This is a genomic window from Rheinheimera sp. NSM (assembly GCF_052380015.1).
GTDB lineage: Bacteria > Pseudomonadota > Gammaproteobacteria > Enterobacterales > Alteromonadaceae > Alishewanella.
Window position 1 is genome coordinate 13,585 of the sequence record NZ_JBQTCI010000005.1, and the last position, 20,093, is coordinate 33,677.

At 50.5% G+C, this 20,093-nt stretch carries 15 protein-coding genes; 10 read left to right on the forward strand and 5 right to left on the reverse strand.

Annotation, left to right across the window (positions count from 1 at the left end; genetic code table 11):
• Entirely contained in the window at nucleotides 1–900 is a 900-nt protein-coding gene (locus tag ACTZWV_RS14490) for an alpha/beta fold hydrolase (RefSeq protein WP_444787235.1), read from the forward strand.
• On the opposite strand, the gene ACTZWV_RS14495 is transcribed toward ACTZWV_RS14490, so the two are convergent.
• Nucleotides 865–3,384, reverse strand: a complete 2,520-nt coding sequence (locus ACTZWV_RS14495; RefSeq protein WP_444787236.1) for a PilZ domain-containing protein — start codon at nucleotides 3,382–3,384, stop codon at nucleotides 865–867. The two genes, ACTZWV_RS14490 and ACTZWV_RS14495, sit on opposite strands and share 36 nt — an antisense overlap.
• Nucleotides 3,385–3,504: 120 nt before the next feature.
• Here ACTZWV_RS14495 and radA point away from each other — a divergent pair, with 120 nt between their 5' ends.
• Complete coding sequence (gene radA / locus ACTZWV_RS14500) at nucleotides 3,505–4,866, forward strand: DNA repair protein RadA (RefSeq protein ID WP_444787237.1); 1,362 nt, start codon at nucleotides 3,505–3,507, stop codon at nucleotides 4,864–4,866.
• A gap of 37 nt (nucleotides 4,867–4,903) precedes the next feature.
• On the opposite strand, the gene ACTZWV_RS14505 is transcribed toward radA, so the two are convergent.
• On the reverse strand, nucleotides 4,904–5,653 hold the full coding sequence (locus ACTZWV_RS14505) for an outer membrane protein assembly factor BamD (RefSeq protein WP_444787238.1): 750 nt from the start codon (nucleotides 5,651–5,653) through the stop codon (nucleotides 4,904–4,906).
• A 124-nt stretch (nucleotides 5,654–5,777) separates the two neighbouring features.
• On the opposite strand from ACTZWV_RS14505, the gene rluD reads away from it, so the two are divergent.
• The 4 genes from rluD (at nucleotide 5,778) to pssA (ending at nucleotide 11,127) form a co-directional block, all read left to right on the forward strand.
• Nucleotides 5,778–6,752 carry a 23S rRNA pseudouridine(1911/1915/1917) synthase RluD gene (rluD, locus tag ACTZWV_RS14510; RefSeq protein WP_444787239.1) on the forward strand — a complete coding sequence of 325 codons (975 nt, stop codon included), beginning with the start codon at nucleotides 5,778–5,780 and terminating at the stop codon, nucleotides 6,750–6,752.
• A 6-nt stretch (nucleotides 6,753–6,758) separates the two neighbouring features.
• The gene (gene pgeF, locus ACTZWV_RS14515; protein WP_444787240.1) at nucleotides 6,759–7,499 is read left to right on the forward strand and encodes a peptidoglycan editing factor PgeF; all 741 of its coding nucleotides are present in this window, start codon (nucleotides 6,759–6,761) and stop codon (nucleotides 7,497–7,499) included.
• A gap of 93 nt (nucleotides 7,500–7,592) precedes the next feature.
• Nucleotides 7,593–10,172 carry an ATP-dependent chaperone ClpB gene (clpB, locus tag ACTZWV_RS14520; RefSeq protein ID WP_305551670.1) on the forward strand — a complete coding sequence of 860 codons (2,580 nt, stop codon included), beginning with the start codon at nucleotides 7,593–7,595 and terminating at the stop codon, nucleotides 10,170–10,172.
• Between the two features lie 124 nt (nucleotides 10,173–10,296).
• Nucleotides 10,297–11,127 (forward strand): CDP-diacylglycerol--serine O-phosphatidyltransferase, encoded by an 831-nt coding sequence (gene pssA / locus ACTZWV_RS14525; RefSeq protein WP_444787241.1) that lies wholly within the window; start codon nucleotides 10,297–10,299, stop codon nucleotides 11,125–11,127.
• Between the two features lie 53 nt (nucleotides 11,128–11,180).
• Here the strand turns inward: pssA and ACTZWV_RS14530 are convergent, their stop codons facing one another.
• A complete protein-coding gene (locus ACTZWV_RS14530; protein WP_444787242.1) occupies nucleotides 11,181–12,725 on the reverse strand; it encodes a methyl-accepting chemotaxis protein in 1,545 nt (514 codons plus the stop codon).
• A 226-nt stretch (nucleotides 12,726–12,951) separates the two neighbouring features.
• Here ACTZWV_RS14530 and gshA point away from each other — a divergent pair, with 226 nt between their 5' ends.
• Together gshA and ACTZWV_RS14540 are read left to right on the forward strand one after the other, a co-directional pair.
• Complete coding sequence (gene gshA / locus ACTZWV_RS14535) at nucleotides 12,952–14,541, forward strand: glutamate--cysteine ligase (protein WP_444787243.1); 1,590 nt, start codon at nucleotides 12,952–12,954, stop codon at nucleotides 14,539–14,541.
• Between the two features lie 90 nt (nucleotides 14,542–14,631).
• Nucleotides 14,632–15,264, forward strand: coding sequence for a transglycosylase SLT domain-containing protein (locus tag ACTZWV_RS14540; protein WP_444787244.1), 633 nt, complete (start codon nucleotides 14,632–14,634; stop codon nucleotides 15,262–15,264).
• Between the two features lie 55 nt (nucleotides 15,265–15,319).
• Here ACTZWV_RS14540 and ACTZWV_RS14545 read toward each other — a convergent pair whose 3' ends face one another.
• Nucleotides 15,320–16,588, reverse strand: coding sequence for an HlyC/CorC family transporter (locus ACTZWV_RS14545; protein WP_444787245.1), 1,269 nt, complete (start codon nucleotides 16,586–16,588; stop codon nucleotides 15,320–15,322).
• 65 nt (nucleotides 16,589–16,653) lie between these two features.
• Entirely contained in the window at nucleotides 16,654–17,460 is an 807-nt protein-coding gene (locus tag ACTZWV_RS14550) for a cytochrome C assembly family protein (protein ID WP_444787246.1), read from the reverse strand.
• A 150-nt stretch (nucleotides 17,461–17,610) separates the two neighbouring features.
• Here ACTZWV_RS14550 and ffh point away from each other — a divergent pair, with 150 nt between their 5' ends.
• Nucleotides 17,611–18,978 (forward strand): signal recognition particle protein, encoded by a 1,368-nt coding sequence (gene ffh, locus ACTZWV_RS14555; RefSeq protein ID WP_444787247.1) that lies wholly within the window; start codon nucleotides 17,611–17,613, stop codon nucleotides 18,976–18,978.
• Between the two features lie 161 nt (nucleotides 18,979–19,139).
• Nucleotides 19,140–20,090, forward strand: a complete 951-nt coding sequence (locus tag ACTZWV_RS14560) for a GAF domain-containing protein (protein WP_444787248.1) — start codon at nucleotides 19,140–19,142, stop codon at nucleotides 20,088–20,090.
• Nucleotides 20,091–20,093 lie beyond the last annotated feature (3 nt).

The following is a 20,093-nucleotide window of genomic DNA, read 5'->3' on the forward strand; positions in this document are numbered from 1 at the left end:
ATGAAGCATCAACAAAGTTCGCTATATCTGGATATGCAGCAGTATCAGCTGCATTTGCGGCGTTTGTTACCATTACAACATGGCATAGCGCCGGTGCTGATGTTGCATGGCGCTATTGAAAACGGTCGTATTTTTTACAGCCAGTCCGGTAAGGGCCTGGGCTGTTATCTGGCGGATAACGGCTTTATGGTGTACTGCGCTGATTTTGCCGGTCGTGGCTTGTCTAAGCCACATGTATCACAAGGTTTTGTTCAAAGCCAACAACAGATGATTACGCAGGATATTCCGGCGTTAATTGAGCATGTGTATCAGCTGCATCAGCAGCCGGTTATCGTTATTGCGCATTCGTGGGGCGGGGTGGTAACGGCGGCCAGTTTGGCACGTTTCCCTGCGCTTAATGCTAAAGTGGCCGCTAAAGTGTGCTTTGGCAGCAAGCGGGTTATCAGCGTGCAAAGCCTGGAGCGTAAGCTGAAGATTAACCTGATCTGGAATAAGCTGGCACCCTGGTTAAGTAAAAAGTACGGTTATTTTCCGGCGCGTAAATGGCGCTTTGGTGCCGATGATGAGCCGCAGCAGTTTTTACAGGATACCGTGCGCTGGATAGCCGGGGCGGCGTTTACCGATTTAACTGATCAGTTTGACTACGGCCACAGCAGCAAAACCACAAACTGGCCACCGGTATGGCACTTTGCGGCACAAAATGACCGTTTACTGGGCCATCCGCAGGATGTAAAAGCCTTTATTGCCGAGACCGCACCGCAAGCCAGGTTCACCTTACTGGCGAAGACGAATGGCTATAAGCAGGACTATGATCATATTTCTATGCTAACGCATCCGGCGGCAGTGGCGGACCACTTTACAGAATTACGCGACTGGCTGTTGCAACTGCGTACTGAGTAGTTGCAGCCGCTGCTGTTGCAGCTTTGCAGGTTCAGCCGCTGCGCCAAAGCGCCAGTATATCTCTGCAGAGATATCGATAGCATCTATCACGCCGGCAACACTCCACAGCTCTTCCTCTAATTGCCTGGCTTTATGGATGGCATAAGCACTGATATAACTTAACTCCGGCGCAATATAGTCGGTATCCGGCCGGCCGGTGCGCGACAACAGTAAGCGGTAGCAAAACAGAACGCCGCTTTGCCGTGCGTCTAGTACAAACTGCTGTTTGCTCTGCTCCGAGCTGAATTCATAATCATATTTACAGCTGATGTGCAGTGCGCCGGCTTCGTTGTTGACAAGCAGAAACAGCTCGTATTGTTTCGGGCTGTCAAACCGTTTCATCTGTTTTAACTGCTGGGCGAAGTTCAGGCTGGCGGCGTTATTTTGCAGTATCAGCGCCAGGTCCATTTGCGCTTCGTCGTCGCTGTGTAAACTAAGTAGCTTATGCAGGCTGTGAGTATTACTGCCTTTTGCTACGGTATCTATGTCATAACGGATACCTTTGCGGTGCAGGTACACGGCAAAGCTATTGTGGGCATTAAGATACATATTGCGCAGCGCAGTAGACAGCCCCGGGTATTTCGGGCTTTCTTCTGCCGGAGTCAGTTTGGCGCGGTTATTCTGAATTAATTGCGAGAAAAACAACCGTCCGGTGTGTGGCTCTTCCGTTTCTGCGGCGCGCAGGTTCATAATGGTACGGCTTTTACTTACTGCCATCACTTCATAGCGTAGGCTGTTTAACTCGTATTTATTACTGATTTTCTGCATATCCGGCAGGCTTAATTGCAAAATATCGCCTTTATTAAAGCGCACCGGAATGGCAGTTTCTACCTGTAAACCTTTGGATGAAAAATCACGGCTATGGCCGTTAAGCTCTGTGCTTGTGGCATCGCGAATGCTTACCGCCGTTTTATACAGGTAGCGCGATTCCGAGCGTAAATTAACATATTGCACCGGCACCGCTTCGCAGTTGCTTTGTGTGGCCGGCTTTTTATGGCCAAATTGTGCCAGCAATTTTAAATGCTGCTGCTCTACCGGATAACTCTGATACCAAAAGGTTGCTTCTGTGCTGGTAATGTCAGTCAGGTTGACGATATAGCGCACATCCTGAATAAAATGTTTTACCAGCGTGGATAACGGCGGTGCTTTTTTGCTATTGCTGCTTTCCGGTAACGTAGCCGGCATTTCAGCCAGCGATGCTGAGGTACGCAATACGCTAAAATGAAATACCCGCCAGCTGGGTTTGCCGGCACCAAAACCGAGAAAGGTTTCTCTGAGTTGTTCTGACGCGGCCAACTCTTCACTGGTGGCGGAATAGAAAAATAACCGGCCCTTCACGGCATGAGTAAAGCAGTACAAAATAGTGGATTGTTCTGGCCCGGGTTTTTGCAGCAAGCTTTTTAAACGGCGGGCGTGGCACAAACCGGCAAAAACCGCCTGATGCTGTTCGTCCAGAAAGTAATGCCAGACGGCCTTATTGTAATCGGTGGTTAGGGTGCAAAGCGGTACCGGTTGGCCGTCCTTTACCGCAATAAACACCGGTAAACTGCTGATGCGTGGTAGATAAAATTGCTCATAGCCTTTGGTGCGCAGGCTTTGACACACGCTGTTCAGGTTAACCTTGTAACGGCGTTTATTGGCATTAATAAAGTTCTGCAAAAACGCCGCAAATTGCGGCTCGTTGTCATCCTGCTGGCGTTGCAGGCGCCAGTATATTGCGGCGGCTTGCGTTTCGATATCGACAATTTTATAAATTACGCCATCGGCAAGGCCCAACATAAACTCTTGCTCCAAGCCGGTAAAATGCAGTTTCACAGTTTGCCCTGCTGCGGCTGTCATCGGTTGTTGCAGCTTTAGCTTACAGCCCGACACCGATAAATCGCTGGTACTGGCGCGCACGCGTTTGCCATTTAGCTCAATCTCTACGTCAATGCTAAAGTGCATGCGCTCATCTTGCCTGGCGGTGTAGCCGCCAAAGCGCACCACACTGGCATATTGCGGCACAACATTGTCTTCTTGCTCTGCGGCGCTGTTTCCATTGTCCGGCGATTGTTGCAGCGCGCTGCGTACCCGCTGCTCGGTTTCTTTGCGGTGCATTACACGAAAGTTGTTTTCGGTGTTTAATACTTCTTCATACAAACCCAGCGTATAGCTGCCGTATTGTTTTAATCCGGCTTCAAATACCTTAATGGCGTTGTAGTCCATATAATGGGTTTTACCCATATAGTCATACGGGATAACTTCACCATCTACATGGCCGCGTAAGTCGATAAAGTAATTGCATGGCTGTGCCATGCGTTTGAGTTCCATTTTTAACAGGAATTGTTTCGACTTGGGCAGATCAGAGGTTAATAAACTAAAGACCTGATCAAAGTCTGCGCTGTTAAGCAAACTTTTCATCCGGTCAATAACGCCGATATATTGTTGTAAATCTGCTGCTGTCATAATTCGGTCAGGTTAAATGCCAAAATACCGGCACCTTAGGGTTATAATCTGTAGTACGCTACGTTGTTACATTTTGAAAAGCAATATCCATGCCTTTCATTTAGCTTGAGAAAATTAATTATGGCAAAAGTAAAAACCGCTTACGTCTGTAGCGATTGTGGTGCTGATTTTGTGCGCTGGCAAGGCCAGTGTACTGAGTGCGGCGCCTGGAATACCGTCAGCGAAGTACGTTTGGGCACGGCCAACAGTAAAAATGCCCGCTTTGAAGGCTATGCCGGTGCGGCCGTGGCCAAAGTGATGCGGCTGGACGAAGTGGATTTACAAGATGTACCACGCTTTAGCAGCGGCTTTGCCGAATTCGACCGTGTACTGGGCGGCGGCATAGTGCCCGGCTCCGCTATTTTAATAGGCGGCCACCCCGGAGCCGGAAAAAGTACCTTGTTGCTGCAAATTATGTGCGGCCTGGCGCAGCAGGGCGGTGCACTCTATGTTACCGGTGAAGAATCACTGCAGCAGGTAGCGATGCGGGCGCAGCGTTTAGGTTTGCCCACCAATGCGCTGAAAATGCTGGCCGAAACCAATGTGGAAACCATTTGCCTGCTGGCGCAGCAGGAAAAACCACGCATTATGGTGATTGACTCAATTCAGGTAATGCATCTGGCTGATATTCAGTCGGCGCCCGGCAGCGTGTCCCAGGTGCGCGAAAGTGCGGCCTTTTTAACCCGTTTTGCCAAGCAGCACCATATTGCCATTATTATGGTGGGCCATGTGACCAAAGATGGCTCGCTGGCCGGCCCCAAGGTGCTGGAGCATTGTATCGACTGCTCAGTGATGCTCGATGGCGACAGCGACAACCGTTACCGTACTATGCGCGGCAATAAAAACCGCTTTGGTCCGGTAAACGAGCTCGGCGTATTTGCCATGACCGGCCAGGGTATGAAAGAGGTAAAAAACCCATCGGCCATTTTCTTAACCCGCGGTAAGGAAGATCAGTCCGGCAGTATTGTAATGGTATTGTGGGAAGGCACACGGCCGCTGCTGGTAGAAATTCAGGGCCTGGTAGATTATTCGCCGTTGAATAATCCGCGCCGCGTTACGCTTGGTATGGAGCAAAATCGCATTTCGATGTTGCTGGCTGTTATGCACCGTCACGCCGGTATACAGATGGCCGACCAGGACGTGTTTGTTAACGTAGTCGGTGGCGTAAAAGTAAATGAAACCAGCGCCGATTTAGCAACTTTGCTGGCCTTGGTGTCGAGTTTTCGCGACAAACCCCTGCCAAACGATTTAGTGGTGTTTGGCGAAGTAGGGCTGGCGGGTGAAATCCGCCCGGTGCCCAGCGGCCAGGAGCGGCTGCGCGAAGCGGCCAAACATGGTTTTAAGCGCGCTATAGTGCCACAGGCAAATTGTCCGAAAGAGCCGATTGCCGGTATGGAAGTAATAGGCGTCAGTAAGCTGGCAGAGGCGCTGGAAGCGATTTAACCGTTAAAAAAGCCCCGCTGTTGCGGGGCTTTGTATTTTAGAATTTGTTATTTTGCGGGAAATTCAGTTTCAGTACCTGATAGGTATCGTTTTTTAACTTGGTTAACCCCAACTTATCGTAGCTCTCTACCATCACTTCCAGCGCTTGTTCCACTAATGGAGAATCGCGATAAAATTCAACAATATACTTGCCACGGTTAGCTGCGGCCAGGTAAGCACCACGGCGCATGTAGTAATCCGCCACAAACAGCTCGTGCCGTGCCAGGGTATCTTTAATGCTTAACATGCGGTTTTTCGCTTCGGCCGCATATTTGCTGTCAGGAAACGAGCTTACCAGCATTTTAAAGTCATCAAATGCCTGGCGGGTACTGGCCAGGTCGCGGTCTGCACGGTCTATACCCAGCATATTATGCAGCGCATTTTCATCGGCTTTTAAGTTACTCAGGCCGCGCATGTAATATACGTAATCCAGCTCTGTATGGTTCGGGTTCAGCCGGATAAAACGGTCAATACCCGCCAGGGCTTTTTGCACATCGCCGGCCTGATAATGAGCATAAATTAAATCTAACTGCACCTGGCGTGCCAGCGGGCCAAAGGGGTAGCGGCTTTCAACAGCGCTGAGTAATTCAATAGCTCTGTTATATAAGCCGTTGTCTAATACTTCTTTGGCTTGTTGGTACAGCGATTGTGCTGTTTGAGTAGAGTTAACATCAGCTTCTTTTGGTTTGCCGGCACAGGCGCTCAGCGTCAGGGCTAACAGAGAAATCAGTAAAAAATTCGCTTTCATTTAAAAATCCGTTACTACTTGAGCTAAATGGCTGTCTAGTCGGGCGTAAAATCGCTAAAATACACGCTATTGGCGATTCTACCCCAGACCCGCCGGGGTTGCACACAGGATAACTGCTTCCGTTATGACAAAACAGCTAAAACTTTCAGAAATTGTACCAGACCATCTTTTTGGTAAGCGGTTAGATCAGGTACTCGCGGAAATGTTCCCCGATTATTCGCGATCACGCATAAAAGAGTGGATCCTGGCGGATGCGGTGCAGGTTAACGGCAGTTTGCAAAACCGGCCGCGGGAGAAACTGCTCGGCGGCGAGCAAATTGATATTCTGGCCGAACTGCCTGAAGATCAACGCTTTGAAGCCGAAGCCATAGAATTAAATATCGTCTATGAGGATGAGCATATTCTGGTGATCAACAAGCCGGCCGGGCTGGTTGTGCATCCGGGCGCCGGCAATGCCGATGGCACCTTGCTCAATGCCTTACTACACCACTGCCCGGGCATAGGTGAAGTGCCGCGTGCCGGCATTATTCACCGGTTGGATAAAGATACCACTGGTTTAATGGTGGTAGCGAAGACCATACCGGCGCAAACCCATCTGGTTGAGGCGATGCAGGCACGCGAAATTACCCGCGAATATGAGGCGGTGTGTCATGGCGCCATGACCGGCGGCGGTACTATTGATGAGCCTATCGGCCGCCATCCTACCAAGCGCACCCATATGGCTGTCACGCAATCCGGTAAACCGGCTACCACGCACTTTCGCGTGATGGAAAAATACCGTGCTCATACCCGGTTGCGCTTACGGCTGGAAACCGGCCGCACGCATCAGATACGTGTGCATATGACCTTTGTTAACCACCCGCTGGTGGGAGACCCGGTATACGCCGGCCGGCCACGGCCACCACGTAAGGCCGACGAGCAATTACTGACCATTCTGCGTAACTTTAAGCGCCAGGCTTTGCATGCCGCTATGCTACGTTTGGCGCATCCTATTACGCTGGAAATTCTGGAATGGCATGCGCCGATTCCGGATGACATGGTGCAGTTAAATGCTGCCTTGCGTGCCGATACGGTCGAGCATGGTTTGGATTACGTATAAGCTTCGATGACTGATAACAGCGCCCTGATTATCCCTGACTGGCCTGCACCGGCCAACGTACGCGCGGTATGCAGTAGCCGCGTTGGCGGCTGCTCAGAGGGCGCTTATGCGTCGTTGAATCTGGGCGCGCATGTCGCTGATGCGCCGGACAAGGTGGCAGCAAACCGCCGGCGTTATCAACAAATGGCATTAATGCCGGCACCACCGGTGTGGTTAAATCAAGTGCATGGCACCGGGGTTATCCGCTTAACGGCAACAACAGCAAATGGCTGTAACGCCGATGCTGCTGTTAGCGCTGAGCGTGGCGTGGTTGCCACGGTAATGACAGCAGATTGTTTACCCTTGCTGTTATGCGATGCCGGCGGTACCCAAGTTGCTGCAATACATGCCGGCTGGCGGGGTCTGTGCAATGGCGTGATTGAAAATGCCCTGGCGCATTTTGCAAAACCAGATGACGTGCTGGTATATCTTGGTCCGGCAATCAGCCAAACGGCTTTTGAAGTAGGGCCTGAAGTGCGCGCCGCTTTTATTGTGCAGATGCCTGAAGCCGTGCAGGCCTTTATTGCCGGCAACGACGGTAAATGGCTGGCCGATCTATACTTGTTAGCCCGGCAGCGCCTGGCACGATGTGGTGTGCAGCAGATTTACGGCGGCAACTACTGCACTTATCAACAACCACAGCTGTTTTTTTCCTACCGCCGCGATGGCCAAACCGGCCGCATGGCCAGCTCTGTCTGGTTAGACTGATCTAAGTCAATTTTTTGACGTTTGTTTGCTTGAATTTCCGTCAATAGTGCCCAATCTTATGACACATCAACATTGTGCTTGTAGGAGGCATAAATGCGTCTTGAAAAATTTACCAGTAAGTTCCAGGAAGCGATCGCGGATGCGCAGTCGTTAGCGCTGGGCCGTGATCAACAGTTTATAGAACCGGTGCACCTGATGTTTGCCTTGCTGAATCAGGAAGGCGGCACGGTGCGTGAGCTGTTAAACAAGCTGGCAATTAATTTTAATGAACTGCGCTCTAAGGTGAGCCAGGCGATAGACAAGCTGCCGCGGGTTGAAGGCGAGGGCGCTAATTTACAGCTGTCATCAGCCACCGCACAGTTGCTGCAGCAGTGCGACAAGCTGGCGCAAAAGCGCAAAGATCAGTTTATTTCCAGCGAGCTTTTTGTGCTGGCCGCCACCGATGATAAATCGGACCTGGGTAAAATCCTGCGCCTGATCGGTGTCAGCAAAGAAGGCGTTGAAGCAGCGATTGAGCAAATGCGCGGCGGGCAAAAAGTGGACGACGTTAATGCCGAAGACAGCCGTCAGGCACTAAGCAAATACACGGTAGATTTAACCGCCCGCGCCGAGGCCGGTAAACTGGATCCGGTAATAGGCCGTGACGAAGAAATACGCCGTTGTATTCAGGTATTGCAGCGGCGCACCAAGAATAACCCGGTATTAATTGGTGAGCCGGGCGTAGGTAAAACGGCCATAGTCGAAGGCCTGGCGCAGCGCATTATTAACAAAGAAGTGCCGGAAGGCTTAAAAGATAAGCGCGTATTGTCGCTGGATATGGGCTCGTTGCTGGCGGGGGCGAAATACCGCGGCGAGTTTGAAGAGCGGTTAAAAGCGGTACTGAACGAACTGGCTAAAGAAGAAGGTCAGGTAATTCTGTTTATTGATGAAATTCATACCATGGTCGGCGCCGGTAAGGCTGAAGGCGCGATGGACGCCGGCAATATGTTAAAGCCGGCGCTGGCGCGCGGTGAATTACACTGTTTAGGTGCCACTACGCTGGATGAATACCGCAAATACATTGAAAAAGATGCCGCGCTGGAGCGGCGGTTTCAAAAAGTGTTGGTGGAAGAGCCGACGGTGGAAGACACCATCGCCATTTTACGCGGCTTAAAAGAGCGCTACGAGCTGCACCATGCGGTAGAAATTACCGACCCGGCGATAGTGGCGGCGGCGACCTTGTCACACCGTTATGTGGCGGATCGGCAGTTACCGGATAAAGCCATCGACTTAATAGATGAGGCCGCCTCCAGTATCCGTATGCAGATGGACTCCAAACCGGAGGAACTGGACCGGTTAGAGCGGCGTATTATCCAGTTAAAGCTCGAAGATAATGCACTGGCCAAAGAGACCGATGACGCCACCAAAAAGCGTCGTGAGATCATTCAGGAGCAAATCCGCGAGCTTGACAGCAAATACAACGAGCTGGACGAAGTATGGGAGTCGGAAAAGGCTGCGCTGCAAGGCACACAAAATATTAAAACCGAGCTGGAACAAGCGCGGCTGGATTTGGAAGTAGCCCGCCGTGCCAGTGATTTACAGCGCATGTCAGAGCTGCAATATGGCCGGATTCCTGAGCTGGAGAAAAAACTCGATTTAGCCTCACAAGCCGAGATGCACGACAACACGCTGTTGCGAAACAAAGTAACCGAGCAGGAAATTGCTGATGTCTTGTCTAAAGCCACCGGTATACCGGTGAGCAAGATGCTGGAAGGCGAGCGCGACAAGCTGCTGCGCATGGAGCAGGCATTGCATGAAAAAGTTATCGGCCAGGACGAAGCGGTTACTGCAGTATCACATGCTATTCGCCGCTCACGTGCCGGGCTGGCTGATCCGAATAAACCTATTGGCTCGTTTTTATTCTTAGGCCCGACCGGTGTTGGTAAAACTGAGTTAACCAAGTCATTGGCCAACTTCTTGTTTGACAGCCCGGATGCGATGATACGCATTGATATGTCAGAGTTTATGGAGAAACACGCGGTATCGCGTTTAGTCGGTGCCCCGCCGGGTTATGTCGGCTACGAAGAGGGCGGCTATTTAACCGAAGCCGTGCGGCGTAAACCCTATTCAGTGGTGCTGCTGGATGAAGTGGAAAAAGCCCATCCGGATGTGTTTAATATTCTGCTGCAGGTGCTGGACGATGGCCGCTTAACCGATGGCCATGGCCGCACGGTGGATTTTAAAAACACCGTGATCATTATGACATCTAACCTGGGTTCAGATCTGATCCAGGAGCATTACCGTGAATACAGTTATGCGCAGATGAAAGAGATGCTGATGGGGGTACTGAGCCAGCAGTTCCGGCCGGAGTTTTTAAACCGGTTAGATGAAACCGTGGTATTTCATCCGTTGGACAGCCGGCAAATTCGCAGTATTGCCAAAATTCAGCTGGCCAGGCTGGAACAACGGCTGGCGGAGCGGCAATATGGCTTTAGCATCAGCGACGCTGCGCTGGATAAATTGGCCGAGGTGGGCTTTGACCCGCTGTACGGCGCACGACCGCTAAAACGGGCTATTCAACAACATTTGGAAAACCCGCTGGCGCAAGCCTTGTTGCAGGGCGATGTGGCGCCGGGCAGCACTGTGTTGCTGGACCATAACGGCACGCAGTTTGTGGTCAGCAGCCAGGCTTAGCAGCAGAGCTGCAAAGGTATTGCCGGTTAAGTGACCGCTTTAGCGGTCACTTTTGCCTGCGGACTATCCATGTTAAGGTATGTCCCTTATAATCCTTTGTAATTCCACAACGCAGAAGTGCTTTATGACCGAGTCAAAAACGAATGACACCAGCCCGCGTAAGGGCATTTATCTGTTACCTAATTTACTGACTACGGCCGGCTTGTTTTCCGGTTTTTTCGCTATCGTCTCGTCAATGAACGGCCACTTTGAAGCGGCGGCCGTGGCTATTTTTGTCGCGATGATATTCGATGGTTTGGACGGCCGTGTCGCGCGCTTAACCAATACCCAAAGCGAGTTTGGCGCCCAGTACGACAGCATGTCAGATATGTTGTCTTTCGGTATGGCACCGGCTTTGGTGGCGTATAACTGGGGCCTGGCGGAATACGGTAAGTTTGGTTGGTTAGCCGCTTTTATTTTTGTCGCTTGTGCTGCGCTGCGTCTGGCACGCTTTAACGCCAATTTAGGCGTCACCGATGGCCGGTTCTTTCAGGGCTTAGCCAGCCCGGCTGCCGCAGCGATCGTAGCCGGTATGGTATGGACCGGCAGTATCTACCAAATTGACGGCGATAATATCGGCTATTTAGTCGGCTTGCTGACTATTGTAACCGGCTTGCTGATGGTCAGTAATTTCCGTTATAACTCATTTAAAGATGTGAACTGGCGCGATAAAGTATCCTTTCTTACCATCTTAGTGGTGGTGCTGCTGTTTGTGATTATCGCTTCACGCCCGGCTGAAATGTTGTTTGGTATCTTCTTTATTTATGCCTGCTCCGGCCCGGTAACCACTATCCGTAGTGTGCGTAAATTAAAGCTGGAGCATGTGCTGGGCGATTCTGACGACGCGGATTTCGCTGATCTGGATAACAATAACGCCAAGCCGGCAGCAGACAACAGCAAAGACAAAGCGGAATAACCGCTTCGCATCACGCCAAACAAAACACTCCGCTGCGGCGGAGTGTTTTTTTATCAGCCAAAGCTTTTATTTAACCCGGCGATTTGGCTGGTTTTTTGCTGCAAACTTTTACTGTTCTCAGACACTATCTGAATATTCGCCAGGTTCGTTTCTGCAATCTGCTGAATATTACTTACGCTTTGCTGTACATCTTGTGCCACGGCGCCTTGTTGGGTGGCGGCGGTAGCAATTTGCGACGACAAGTGTGAGATGTTATCTATCATGCGCGAAATTTCAGCCAGTTGCTGCTCGCTGTGCTGCGTTTCCTGCACACAAACATCGGCCTGTTGCCGGCTTTGCAGCATCACTTTGCCCCAGCTGAGCAAGGTTTGTTGAATTTCGCTCACCGACTGCTTAATTTGTTCTGTCGCGTTGTGTGTACGGGATGACAATGCCCGCACTTCATCGGCTACCACAGCAAAGCCGCGACCATGCTCGCCGGCGCGGGCGGCCTCTATGGCGGCATTGAGTGCTAACAGGTTGGTTTGATCGGCAATGCCCTGAATTTCTGTCATTACCGTGCCGATGCGTTCAGCTTCCACTGCCAGTCCATCGGCAGTAGCAGCGGCACCCTGCACCTCAGTGGCCAGCTTTTGTACGGTGTGAGCGGTGTGTTGCATCGCGCCTTTGGCAGTTTCACAAATACTGTGGGTTTCACTGACTTGCTGGTGCGTTTGCTGTGTGCGTTCGGCGATATCCTGCACTGTGGCATACAGTTGAGTGGTGGCCGCGACGATGCCGGTAAGTTGTTCATGTTGCTGATGAATGCCTTGCTCGGTCATTTTAACCGCTTCGCCCTGGGTTTCAGCAATCACGTTTAACGCATTGGTGCTGTCGGCAGTGCGGCCCAATACGGTGCGCAATCTGGCCTGACACATCTTCAGCTGAAAATCTGCGATGCCAAAGGGGCCGAAGCCGGAGTAGATCCAGCGCGATACACTGTCAAATTCGCTGCGAACCTGTTGCAGTTTGGCCGGAATAATAAATAACTCGTCATAACAACAGGCTAACCAGACCAGCGGTAACAGCAATGCCCATAAAAAGTGACCACCAAACAGCATGGCGCCTGCGCCGGCCAGTAGTACTGTCAATGCCACAGCAGCAGCACGTTTGGCGCCAAAGCGGCTGCGCCAATCGGTCGGAATTTTGCCCTGCAACATTGCCGGGTAACCGGCTTCTGCGCGCTGAATCATTGTTGCATCCGGTTTTACGCGGACCGACTGGTAGCCGATAAGTTTATTTTGCTCATAAATAGGCGTAACAAAGGCATCAACCCAATAGTAGCGGCCATCTTTGCAGCGGTTTTTCACTACGCCGCGCCAGGACTGGCCCTGCTTTAACTTTTGCCATAAATCGGCAAAAGCGGCAGCGGGCATGTCCGGATGGCGCACCAGATTATGATTTTTACCCAGCAGCTCTTGTTCGGTATAACCGGCCACCTGGCAAAACGCCGGATTGGCATAGGTAACCACACCGCGTAAATCAGTAGTAGATACTAACTCTTGCTCTGCCGGGAAACGAACTTCTTCATTAACGACAGCCTGGTTGCGACGGTTCATAGTGTTTTATCCATTGAGTAAAGTATGCAGCTTTGTCTAAGTATTGAATTCTAATGCATAAATGCCGGGATTGCAGCACAGTGGCCCGGCGTTCGTCCTGTTAAGCGGTACAAACAACAAAACTGATTGTTGAAACTAAAAATGCAGGCTAAATTAAGGCTCGCTCTTGAGTTTCGTTGTGCCGCCCCAATTTCTGCGGAACACGGTTACCGATTAAGGAAATAACTTGGGCTCTTTTTTACAACAACGCCTGGCCATGCTGAATACTGCGCCTTATCAACAGGCGGTAGTGGGTATTAAACATGGTATTGAGCGTGAAACCTTGCGTGTGCATGCCGATGGTAAACTGGCGTTAACGCCTCACGCACCGCAGCTGGGCTCAGCGTTAACACATCCGTTGATCACCACAGACTTCTCTGAATCCTTGCTCGAATTTATTACCCCGGTAAGTGACAATATCGATACTACGTTGGCGCAACTGGCTGATATTCATCGCTTTACCATTAAAAACATTGCTGACGAGCAGTTTTGGGCGGCCAGCATGCCGTGTTTTATCAGCAATCAGCAGCAAATTCCGTTTGCACAGTATGGCAGCTCTAACGTCGGCCGGATGAAAACCCTGTACCGCAAGGGCTTGCATAATCGTTACGGCAGTATGATGCAAGCTATCAGCGGTGTGCATTTTAATTTCTCCATGCCACAAAGCTTTTGGCAGCAATATCAGCAATTGCTGGGACAAAGTGGCGACTTGCAGGACTTTATTTCGGCGCAGTATCTGGCACTGATCCGTAACTATAAGCGTTATGTCTGGCTGATTGTGTATCTGTTTGGCGCCTCACCGGCGATGTGCAAATCGTTTTTGGAAGGGCGCAGCAGCCGTTATCAATTTCAGCCATTGGGTAAGGGCTCGCTGTATTTGCCTTATGCCACCTCTTTACGGATGAGTGACCTGGGTTATACCAACAGTGCACAATCAAGCCTGAATGTTACCTATAACAGCCTGGCGGAATATATCGCCGGTTTGCATGCCGCCATCAGCATGCCATCGGAAGAATACCGCAATATTGGCGTTAAAGTGGCGGGTGAGTATCAGCAATTAAATGCCAATGTACTGCAAATAGAGAACGAATTTTACTCCACCATCCGGCCCAAGCGCACCACAGAGTCTGGCGAACGGCCAACCTGTGCTTTGGCAAAGCGCGGGGTAGAATATATCGAAGTGCGGGCGTTGGATGTAAACCCGTTCAGTGCTGTGGGCATCACCGCAGAGCAGATGCATTTTTTAGATGTGTTCCTGTTGTATTGTTTATTGCAGGACAGCCCGGAGCTGACAGCAGAAGAGCAGAGCATTACCGAGCAAAACCTGAAAAAAGTGGTAACAGATGGCCGGCGCAGTAATTTAGATATTTTGCAGCAGGGCCAGCCCAGATTAATGCTCGATTGGGCAGAAGAGCTGTTTGCCGACATGATGCCGGTGGCACAGCACCTGGATACCGCTTACGGCACCGATCGATACAGCGGTGCATTAAAGCAGTTTTACATGAGCTTGCTTGACCCGGCACAAACCTTCTCCGGCAAGCTGCTTAATCAGTTGCTCTCGCAGCAACAGGATAACGGCAACTATACGCTGCAGTTATCAGCTCAGTATCGTCAGCAGTTAATGCAGGAGCCTTATCAGTACTATACCGAGTCGCAGTTTATTGCCGCAGCTGAGCAATCGCTGCAACAGCAGAAGCAGTTGGAGCAACAGGACAGCATCAGTTTTGAGCAATATATTGCAGAGTATTTTGCTGAAGTGCCGGCCTGTGATAATTAAAAAAAACGGCTACCTCAGGGTAGCCGTAACAATGTCCGGGGGAGAATAAAAAACTTGGTTGCATCCGTGCAGCTTGTTAGAATCAGCCGGATGAAGAAAGTTCAAACTCCTGTTAAAGTACTGTTGATGGCGACAACCGCAGCGTTGTTGCTCAGCAGTTGCAGTACGCCACCGCCGCAGAATAGCTCTAATCTGTGTGAAATTTTCTATGAACACCGCGATTGGTACGACGCCGCCGCCAAAGTACGCGACAAATGGGGCGTGCCTATTCATGTGCCAATGAGCATGATGTATCAGGAAAGCAGCTTCAGGCATAATGCCAGGCCGCCAATGCGCTGGTTTTTAGGCTTTATTCCTTACGGCCGTGCCAGCAGTGCTTATGGTTATTCACAGGCAAAAACGGTAACCTGGGATGAGTACGTAAAAGAAGCCGACCGGTTTTGGGCCAGCCGCGATAACTTTGACGATGCCATGGACTTTATGGGCTGGTATATCAGCAAAAGTCAGCGACTGAACAAAGTATCAAAGTGGGATGCGTACAATCAGTACCTTAATTATCATGAGGGCTGGGGTGGTTACCGCCGTGGCAGCTATAAAAATAAAGCCTGGTTGGTTAAGGTAGCCAGAAGAGTTGATGACAGAGCAAAAGTATATGCCGGTCAGTTAAAAGGCTGTGAAGACGATTTAAAACGCGGTTGGCTGTGGCGGCTGTTTTTTGGCTAACGATAGCACTGCAACATAAAAAAACCGGCAATGCCGGTTTTTTTATGTCTGTAGCTTAAACTTTTTTCAGATGCGGTAGCAGGCGTACGGTTTTAATCATATTGTCCTGCACGTCAACAACCTCCAGCGGGTAGCCGGATAAGCGGATACTGAGTTTGCCCTGGGGAATTTCTTCCAGATATTCCAGAATTAAACCGTTCAGCGTTTTCGGGCCGTCTGTCGGCAGTTCCAACTGCATCTCGCGGTTTAAATCCCGCAGGTTAATACTGCCGTCAATCAGGTAAGAGCCGTCCGGCTGCGGTAAAATATCTTCGTTGCTGTCTTCGGCCACATCAGTGGTAAATTCACCCACAACTTCTTCCAGGATATCGGCCAGGGTTACCAGCCCCTGGATATCACCGTATTCATCTACCACTAAACCAATGCGCTCTTTGGTGCGTTGAAATTTCAACAACTGGGTATTGAGCGGAGTGCCTTCCGGAATAAAGTAAATTTCGCTAACGGCCCGCATTAAAGTGGCCTTGGTCAACTGCTCTTTGATCAGCAAGCGCATTAACTCGCGCGGATGCACAAAGCCAACAGCTTCGTCTATGCTGTCGCGATACAGCAAAATACGGCTGTACTGCATATTAGCCAGCTGGCGCTCAATATCTTTCCACTCGTCGTTGATATCAATACCGACAATTTCATTGCGCGGTACCATAATATCTTCCACAGTGGCGTTTTCTAAATCCAGTACGCCCACCAGCATACTTTGGTGCTGCTCGGGAATAAGCGCGCCGGCTTCATGCACCACAGTGCGCAGCTCTTCGGCGCTTAAGCTGTTACCCCGGTGTTTTTCCGGGCTGATACCCATAATGGATAAAATGCCGTTGGTAATAAAATTGACCAACCACACCAGCGGATAAAAGATTTTTAACAGTACTTTGAGCAAGGCTGAACTGGGAAAGGCAATGCGTTCCGGGTGCAGAGCGGCAATGGTTTTCGGCGTGACTTCGGCAAACACCAACACCACCATCGTTAACGCTACCGTCGCAATAGCGATACCGACATCGCCGTATAAGCGCAAACCAATAATAGTGGCGATTGCAGAGGCGGCGATATTTACCAGGTTATTGCCAATTAAAATAAGGCCGATTAAGCGATCAGGTCGTTTTAACAGTTCACTGACCCTGATGGCACCCTTATGGTTCTCGTTTGTTAAATGCTTTAAACGATAAGGGTTAACAGACATCATGCCTGTTTCTGATCCCGAGAAATAGGCAGATATGAATAAGAGCACGCCAAGAATAATAAACAGCGTACCCGTCGATATGTCGTCCAAGAGTTAAATACCCGTATTGCCAAACACCCGTACTTGATATTACGAAGTGTCGGTTGAGTCAAGAATTAAAGTGTATTTAGCAGCACTTCGCGTACAAAACGGCTGCCAAAATAGCCAAGTGTTAACAAGGCCGCACCGGTGACAGTTAAAATGTTTGCGGTTTTACCGCGCCAGCCTTTGCGGGCATGGCCCCAACATAACACGGCAAAAACAGCAAAACCAAGCAGGCTGAACACGTTTTTATGCAGGTTGTCTTTCGCCAGCCAGTTGTCCATAAAAACCGCAGCAACCAACAAGGCCAGCCCCAGCAATATAGTGCCGGCCAACAGAATGCGAAATTGTAACACTTCAGCTTGCACTAAAGGCGGCATATGCCGTGTCATGGCTGCAAAGTCTTTCTGCTTTAATCTGTTGCTGATATAGCTAACCTGAAACGAGTACAGCATGGCTATCATTAAAATGGTGTAAGCGATAAACGCCAGCATAATATGCAGCAGCAGAACAATATTTTGCTCAAAGTGTTGCAGTTGCACACTGTGCGGTAAGGTCAGTACGGCCAGTTGCACCAGGCTGGCAAAGCCATACACTACCGGCAGTAACAAAATAGTCGGCGTGCGCAGTGCTGTCAGTGTTATGGCTACGGTTATTAACCAACACACCAGAGAGCTGACATTCAGTAAGCTGAAATTTTGCCCCTGCTCAGTAAATAGCATGGTTACCAGTACCAGCATATGCAGTACCAGGCCGGCAATAGCGGCGCTGAAGGTGGTTTTAAAATGCGGCCCCTGTGGATGAAAAATACGCAGCAGTACCGAGCCGGTTGCAACCAGATAAGCAATTAAGGCCAGCGCAGTTAACAGCACTGTAGACATCAGCAGCATTTCCTTTTGTTTTAATGGTTAACCATTGTATTGCAACTTTTGCCGGATGCCCATAGCTGTGCTCAACAGTTTCTTAACGGCTGCTTCTGCTGCTTGAGTTTGGTATAATCGGCGACATTATCGCTGTTGAGTGAAAAAGCCATGTTTGAGAATCTATCGGATCGTTTAAGTGCCAGCCTGAAAAACATCACCGGCCGTGGTCGTTTAACTGAAGACAATATTAAAGATACCCTGCGCGAAGTGCGTATGGCATTGCTTGAAGCCGACGTTGCCTTGCCGGTGGTGCGTGACTTTATTGCTAATGTAAAGCAGCGCTCGGTAGGGTTAGAAGTCAGTAAAAGCCTGACACCGGGCCAGGAATTCCTCAAAATTGTCCGTAAAGCTTTGGAAGAAGCGATGGGCGATGCTAACGAGGAGTTAGCTCTTAATACCCAGCCACCGGCCGTAGTGCTGATGGCGGGTTTGCAAGGTGCCGGTAAAACTACCTCTGTCGGCAAACTGGCAAAGTTTTTAACTGAGCGTAAAAAAAAGAAAGTACTGGTGGTGTCTGCTGACGTTTATCGCCCTGCGGCGATTAAACAGTTGGAAACCCTGGCCAAAGATATTGGCGTAGAGTTTTTCCCCAGCGATATTTCGCAACAGCCGGTCGATATTGTCAACGCTGCTATTGCGCATGCCCGCACCCGTATTTTTGATGTGCTGTTAGTCGATACTGCTGGTCGCCTGCACGTTGACAGCGAGATGATGGATGAAATTAAAGCGCTGCACGCGGCAGTAAAACCGATTGAAACCCTGTTTGTGGTGGATGCCATGACGGGTCAGGATGCGGCCAATACTGCCAAAGCCTTTAATGATGCATTGCCACTTACCGGCGTTATTCTGACTAAAGCCGACGGTGATGCACGCGGTGGTGCGGCGCTGTCTATCCGCCACATTACCGGCAAGCCGATTAAGTTTCTCGGTACCGGTGAGAAAACCGATGCGTTAGAACCGTTCCATCCGGAGCGTGTCGCTTCGCGTATTCTTGGCATGGGCGATGTGCTGAGCTTAATCGAAGATCTGGAACAAAAAGTCGACAAAGACAAAGCCGCGAAAATGGCGCAGAAGATGATGAAAGGCAAAGGCTTTTCATTAGAAGATTTTCGTGAGCAACTGGTGCAGATGCGCGGCATGGGCGGCATGATGTCAATGCTGGATAAATTACCTGGCATGAAAAACCTGCCGGCCGGCGCGGCCAACCAGATGGGCGATAAGCAGTTTGTGAAAATGGAAGCCATTATTAACTCGATGACACCCAAAGAGCGCGAGTTTCCGGATTTACTTAAAGGCTCGCGCAAAAAACGCATAGCTGCCGGCTCCGGCACTCAGGTGCAGGATATTAACCAGTTGCTGAAACAATTTACCCAAATGCAGAAGATGATGAAGCAAATGTCGGGTAAAGGCGGCTTAATGAAGATGATGCGCGGCATGGGTGGTAAACTGCCACCGGGTATGCTGCCACCGCGTTAAGCGGCGCAACAGCATAGTACCAATACTAAACCCCGCCTTACGTTGCGGGGTTTTTGTTGGTTTTATAGCCAATGTCTCACACTAAATGCCGTTTTGGATGGCAATAGCAGCCCGGTGTTTAAGGTAAGTTAACGCGGTGTAAAACCATGGAGGGTTTTGTAATGACTAACGCCCTGGCTTATTTGTTAGAAATTAACCGTCAGATTGACCCGCTGCAGGATATCACCCGGTTGTGCCAACGTAGCTGTGAGCTGACTGCCGCCGGTTTAACCTTGCCGGACAACGTTATTTACCTGTACCAGACGGATCACAGTTTGCGTCAAATTGCTGCTGCCGGCAGTAAGTATCAACCAGGCGCAGGGGTAGTAGCGCCACTGCAGCTGGTGCCGGGGCAAGGCGTTGTGGGTACAGTTGCCATGCAGCAAAGCAGTTTGTGTATTGCAGATACCAGTGATTATGGCAACTACATTACAGATGATGCAACCCGCCCGGCCGAGCTGGCAGTGCCCATTTGTTATCAAGGCGAGCTGCTGGGCGTAATTGACGCAGAGCACCCTCAGGCCGGCTTTTTTACCTCTGAGCATCAGTGCTTCTTAGAGGGGCTGGCCGCTATGCTGGCGCCGCGTATTGCCAATTTGGCCGCCAGGTTACGCCTGCAGCGGCGCAGTATTCATCCGGTCAGAAAAGCACAGACGGTAAAGCCCGGCGTGCAGCACAAGCTTAGCCGCCGGTTGACTGAGCAAGAGTTCAGCCAGCAGCTTAACCACTGGTTAAAACACTACTACACTGAGCGACAATGGCAAGCTGCCGGCTTGACAGCGCTGGCGCTGCTGCAAGCGTTGCCGGATGTAAGCGCTGTGCGTATTGACTGCATGAAACAGCTGATCTGTACGCAAATTGAGCAAATGCAGCAGTACGATGCTACGGCGCTGTGGGGCCGTATTTTACATGCGCGTTATATTGGCCGCCGTGTCGATCAGCTGACGCTGGCCGCTGAATGCCATATGGCATTCAGTACCTTACGTCGCCATCAGGGGTTGGCTTTGGCTTATCTGCAAGCACAGCTGTGGCGGCAAGAGCTGGATGCACGGCAAGCTTGTGGTGTAAATTAGATT

Coding starts and splice junctions, on each gene's coding strand:
- pgeF (WP_444787240.1), top strand. CDS start 6,759: ATGACTGATAACAGCGCCCTGATTATCCCTGACTGGCCTGCACCGGCC.
- rluD (WP_444787239.1), top strand. CDS start 5,778: ATGACAAAACAGCTAAAACTTTCAGAAATTGTACCAGACCATCTTTTT.
- ACTZWV_RS14540 (WP_444787244.1), top strand. CDS start 14,632: ATGAAGAAAGTTCAAACTCCTGTTAAAGTACTGTTGATGGCGACAACC.
- ffh (WP_444787247.1), top strand. CDS start 17,611: ATGTTTGAGAATCTATCGGATCGTTTAAGTGCCAGCCTGAAAAACATC.
- ACTZWV_RS14505 (WP_444787238.1), bottom strand. CDS start 5,653: ATGAAAGCGAATTTTTTACTGATTTCTCTGTTAGCCCTGACGCTGAGC.
- ACTZWV_RS14560 (WP_444787248.1), top strand. CDS start 19,140: ATGACTAACGCCCTGGCTTATTTGTTAGAAATTAACCGTCAGATTGAC.
- radA (WP_444787237.1), top strand. CDS start 3,505: ATGGCAAAAGTAAAAACCGCTTACGTCTGTAGCGATTGTGGTGCTGAT.
- ACTZWV_RS14495 (WP_444787236.1), bottom strand. CDS start 3,384: ATGACAGCAGCAGATTTACAACAATATATCGGCGTTATTGACCGGATG.
- ACTZWV_RS14490 (WP_444787235.1), top strand. CDS start 1: ATGAAGCATCAACAAAGTTCGCTATATCTGGATATGCAGCAGTATCAG.
- ACTZWV_RS14530 (WP_444787242.1), bottom strand. CDS start 12,725: ATGAACCGTCGCAACCAGGCTGTCGTTAATGAAGAAGTTCGTTTCCCG.
- ACTZWV_RS14550 (WP_444787246.1), bottom strand. CDS start 17,460: ATGTCTACAGTGCTGTTAACTGCGCTGGCCTTAATTGCTTATCTGGTT.
- clpB (WP_305551670.1), top strand. CDS start 7,593: ATGCGTCTTGAAAAATTTACCAGTAAGTTCCAGGAAGCGATCGCGGAT.
- pssA (WP_444787241.1), top strand. CDS start 10,297: ATGACCGAGTCAAAAACGAATGACACCAGCCCGCGTAAGGGCATTTAT.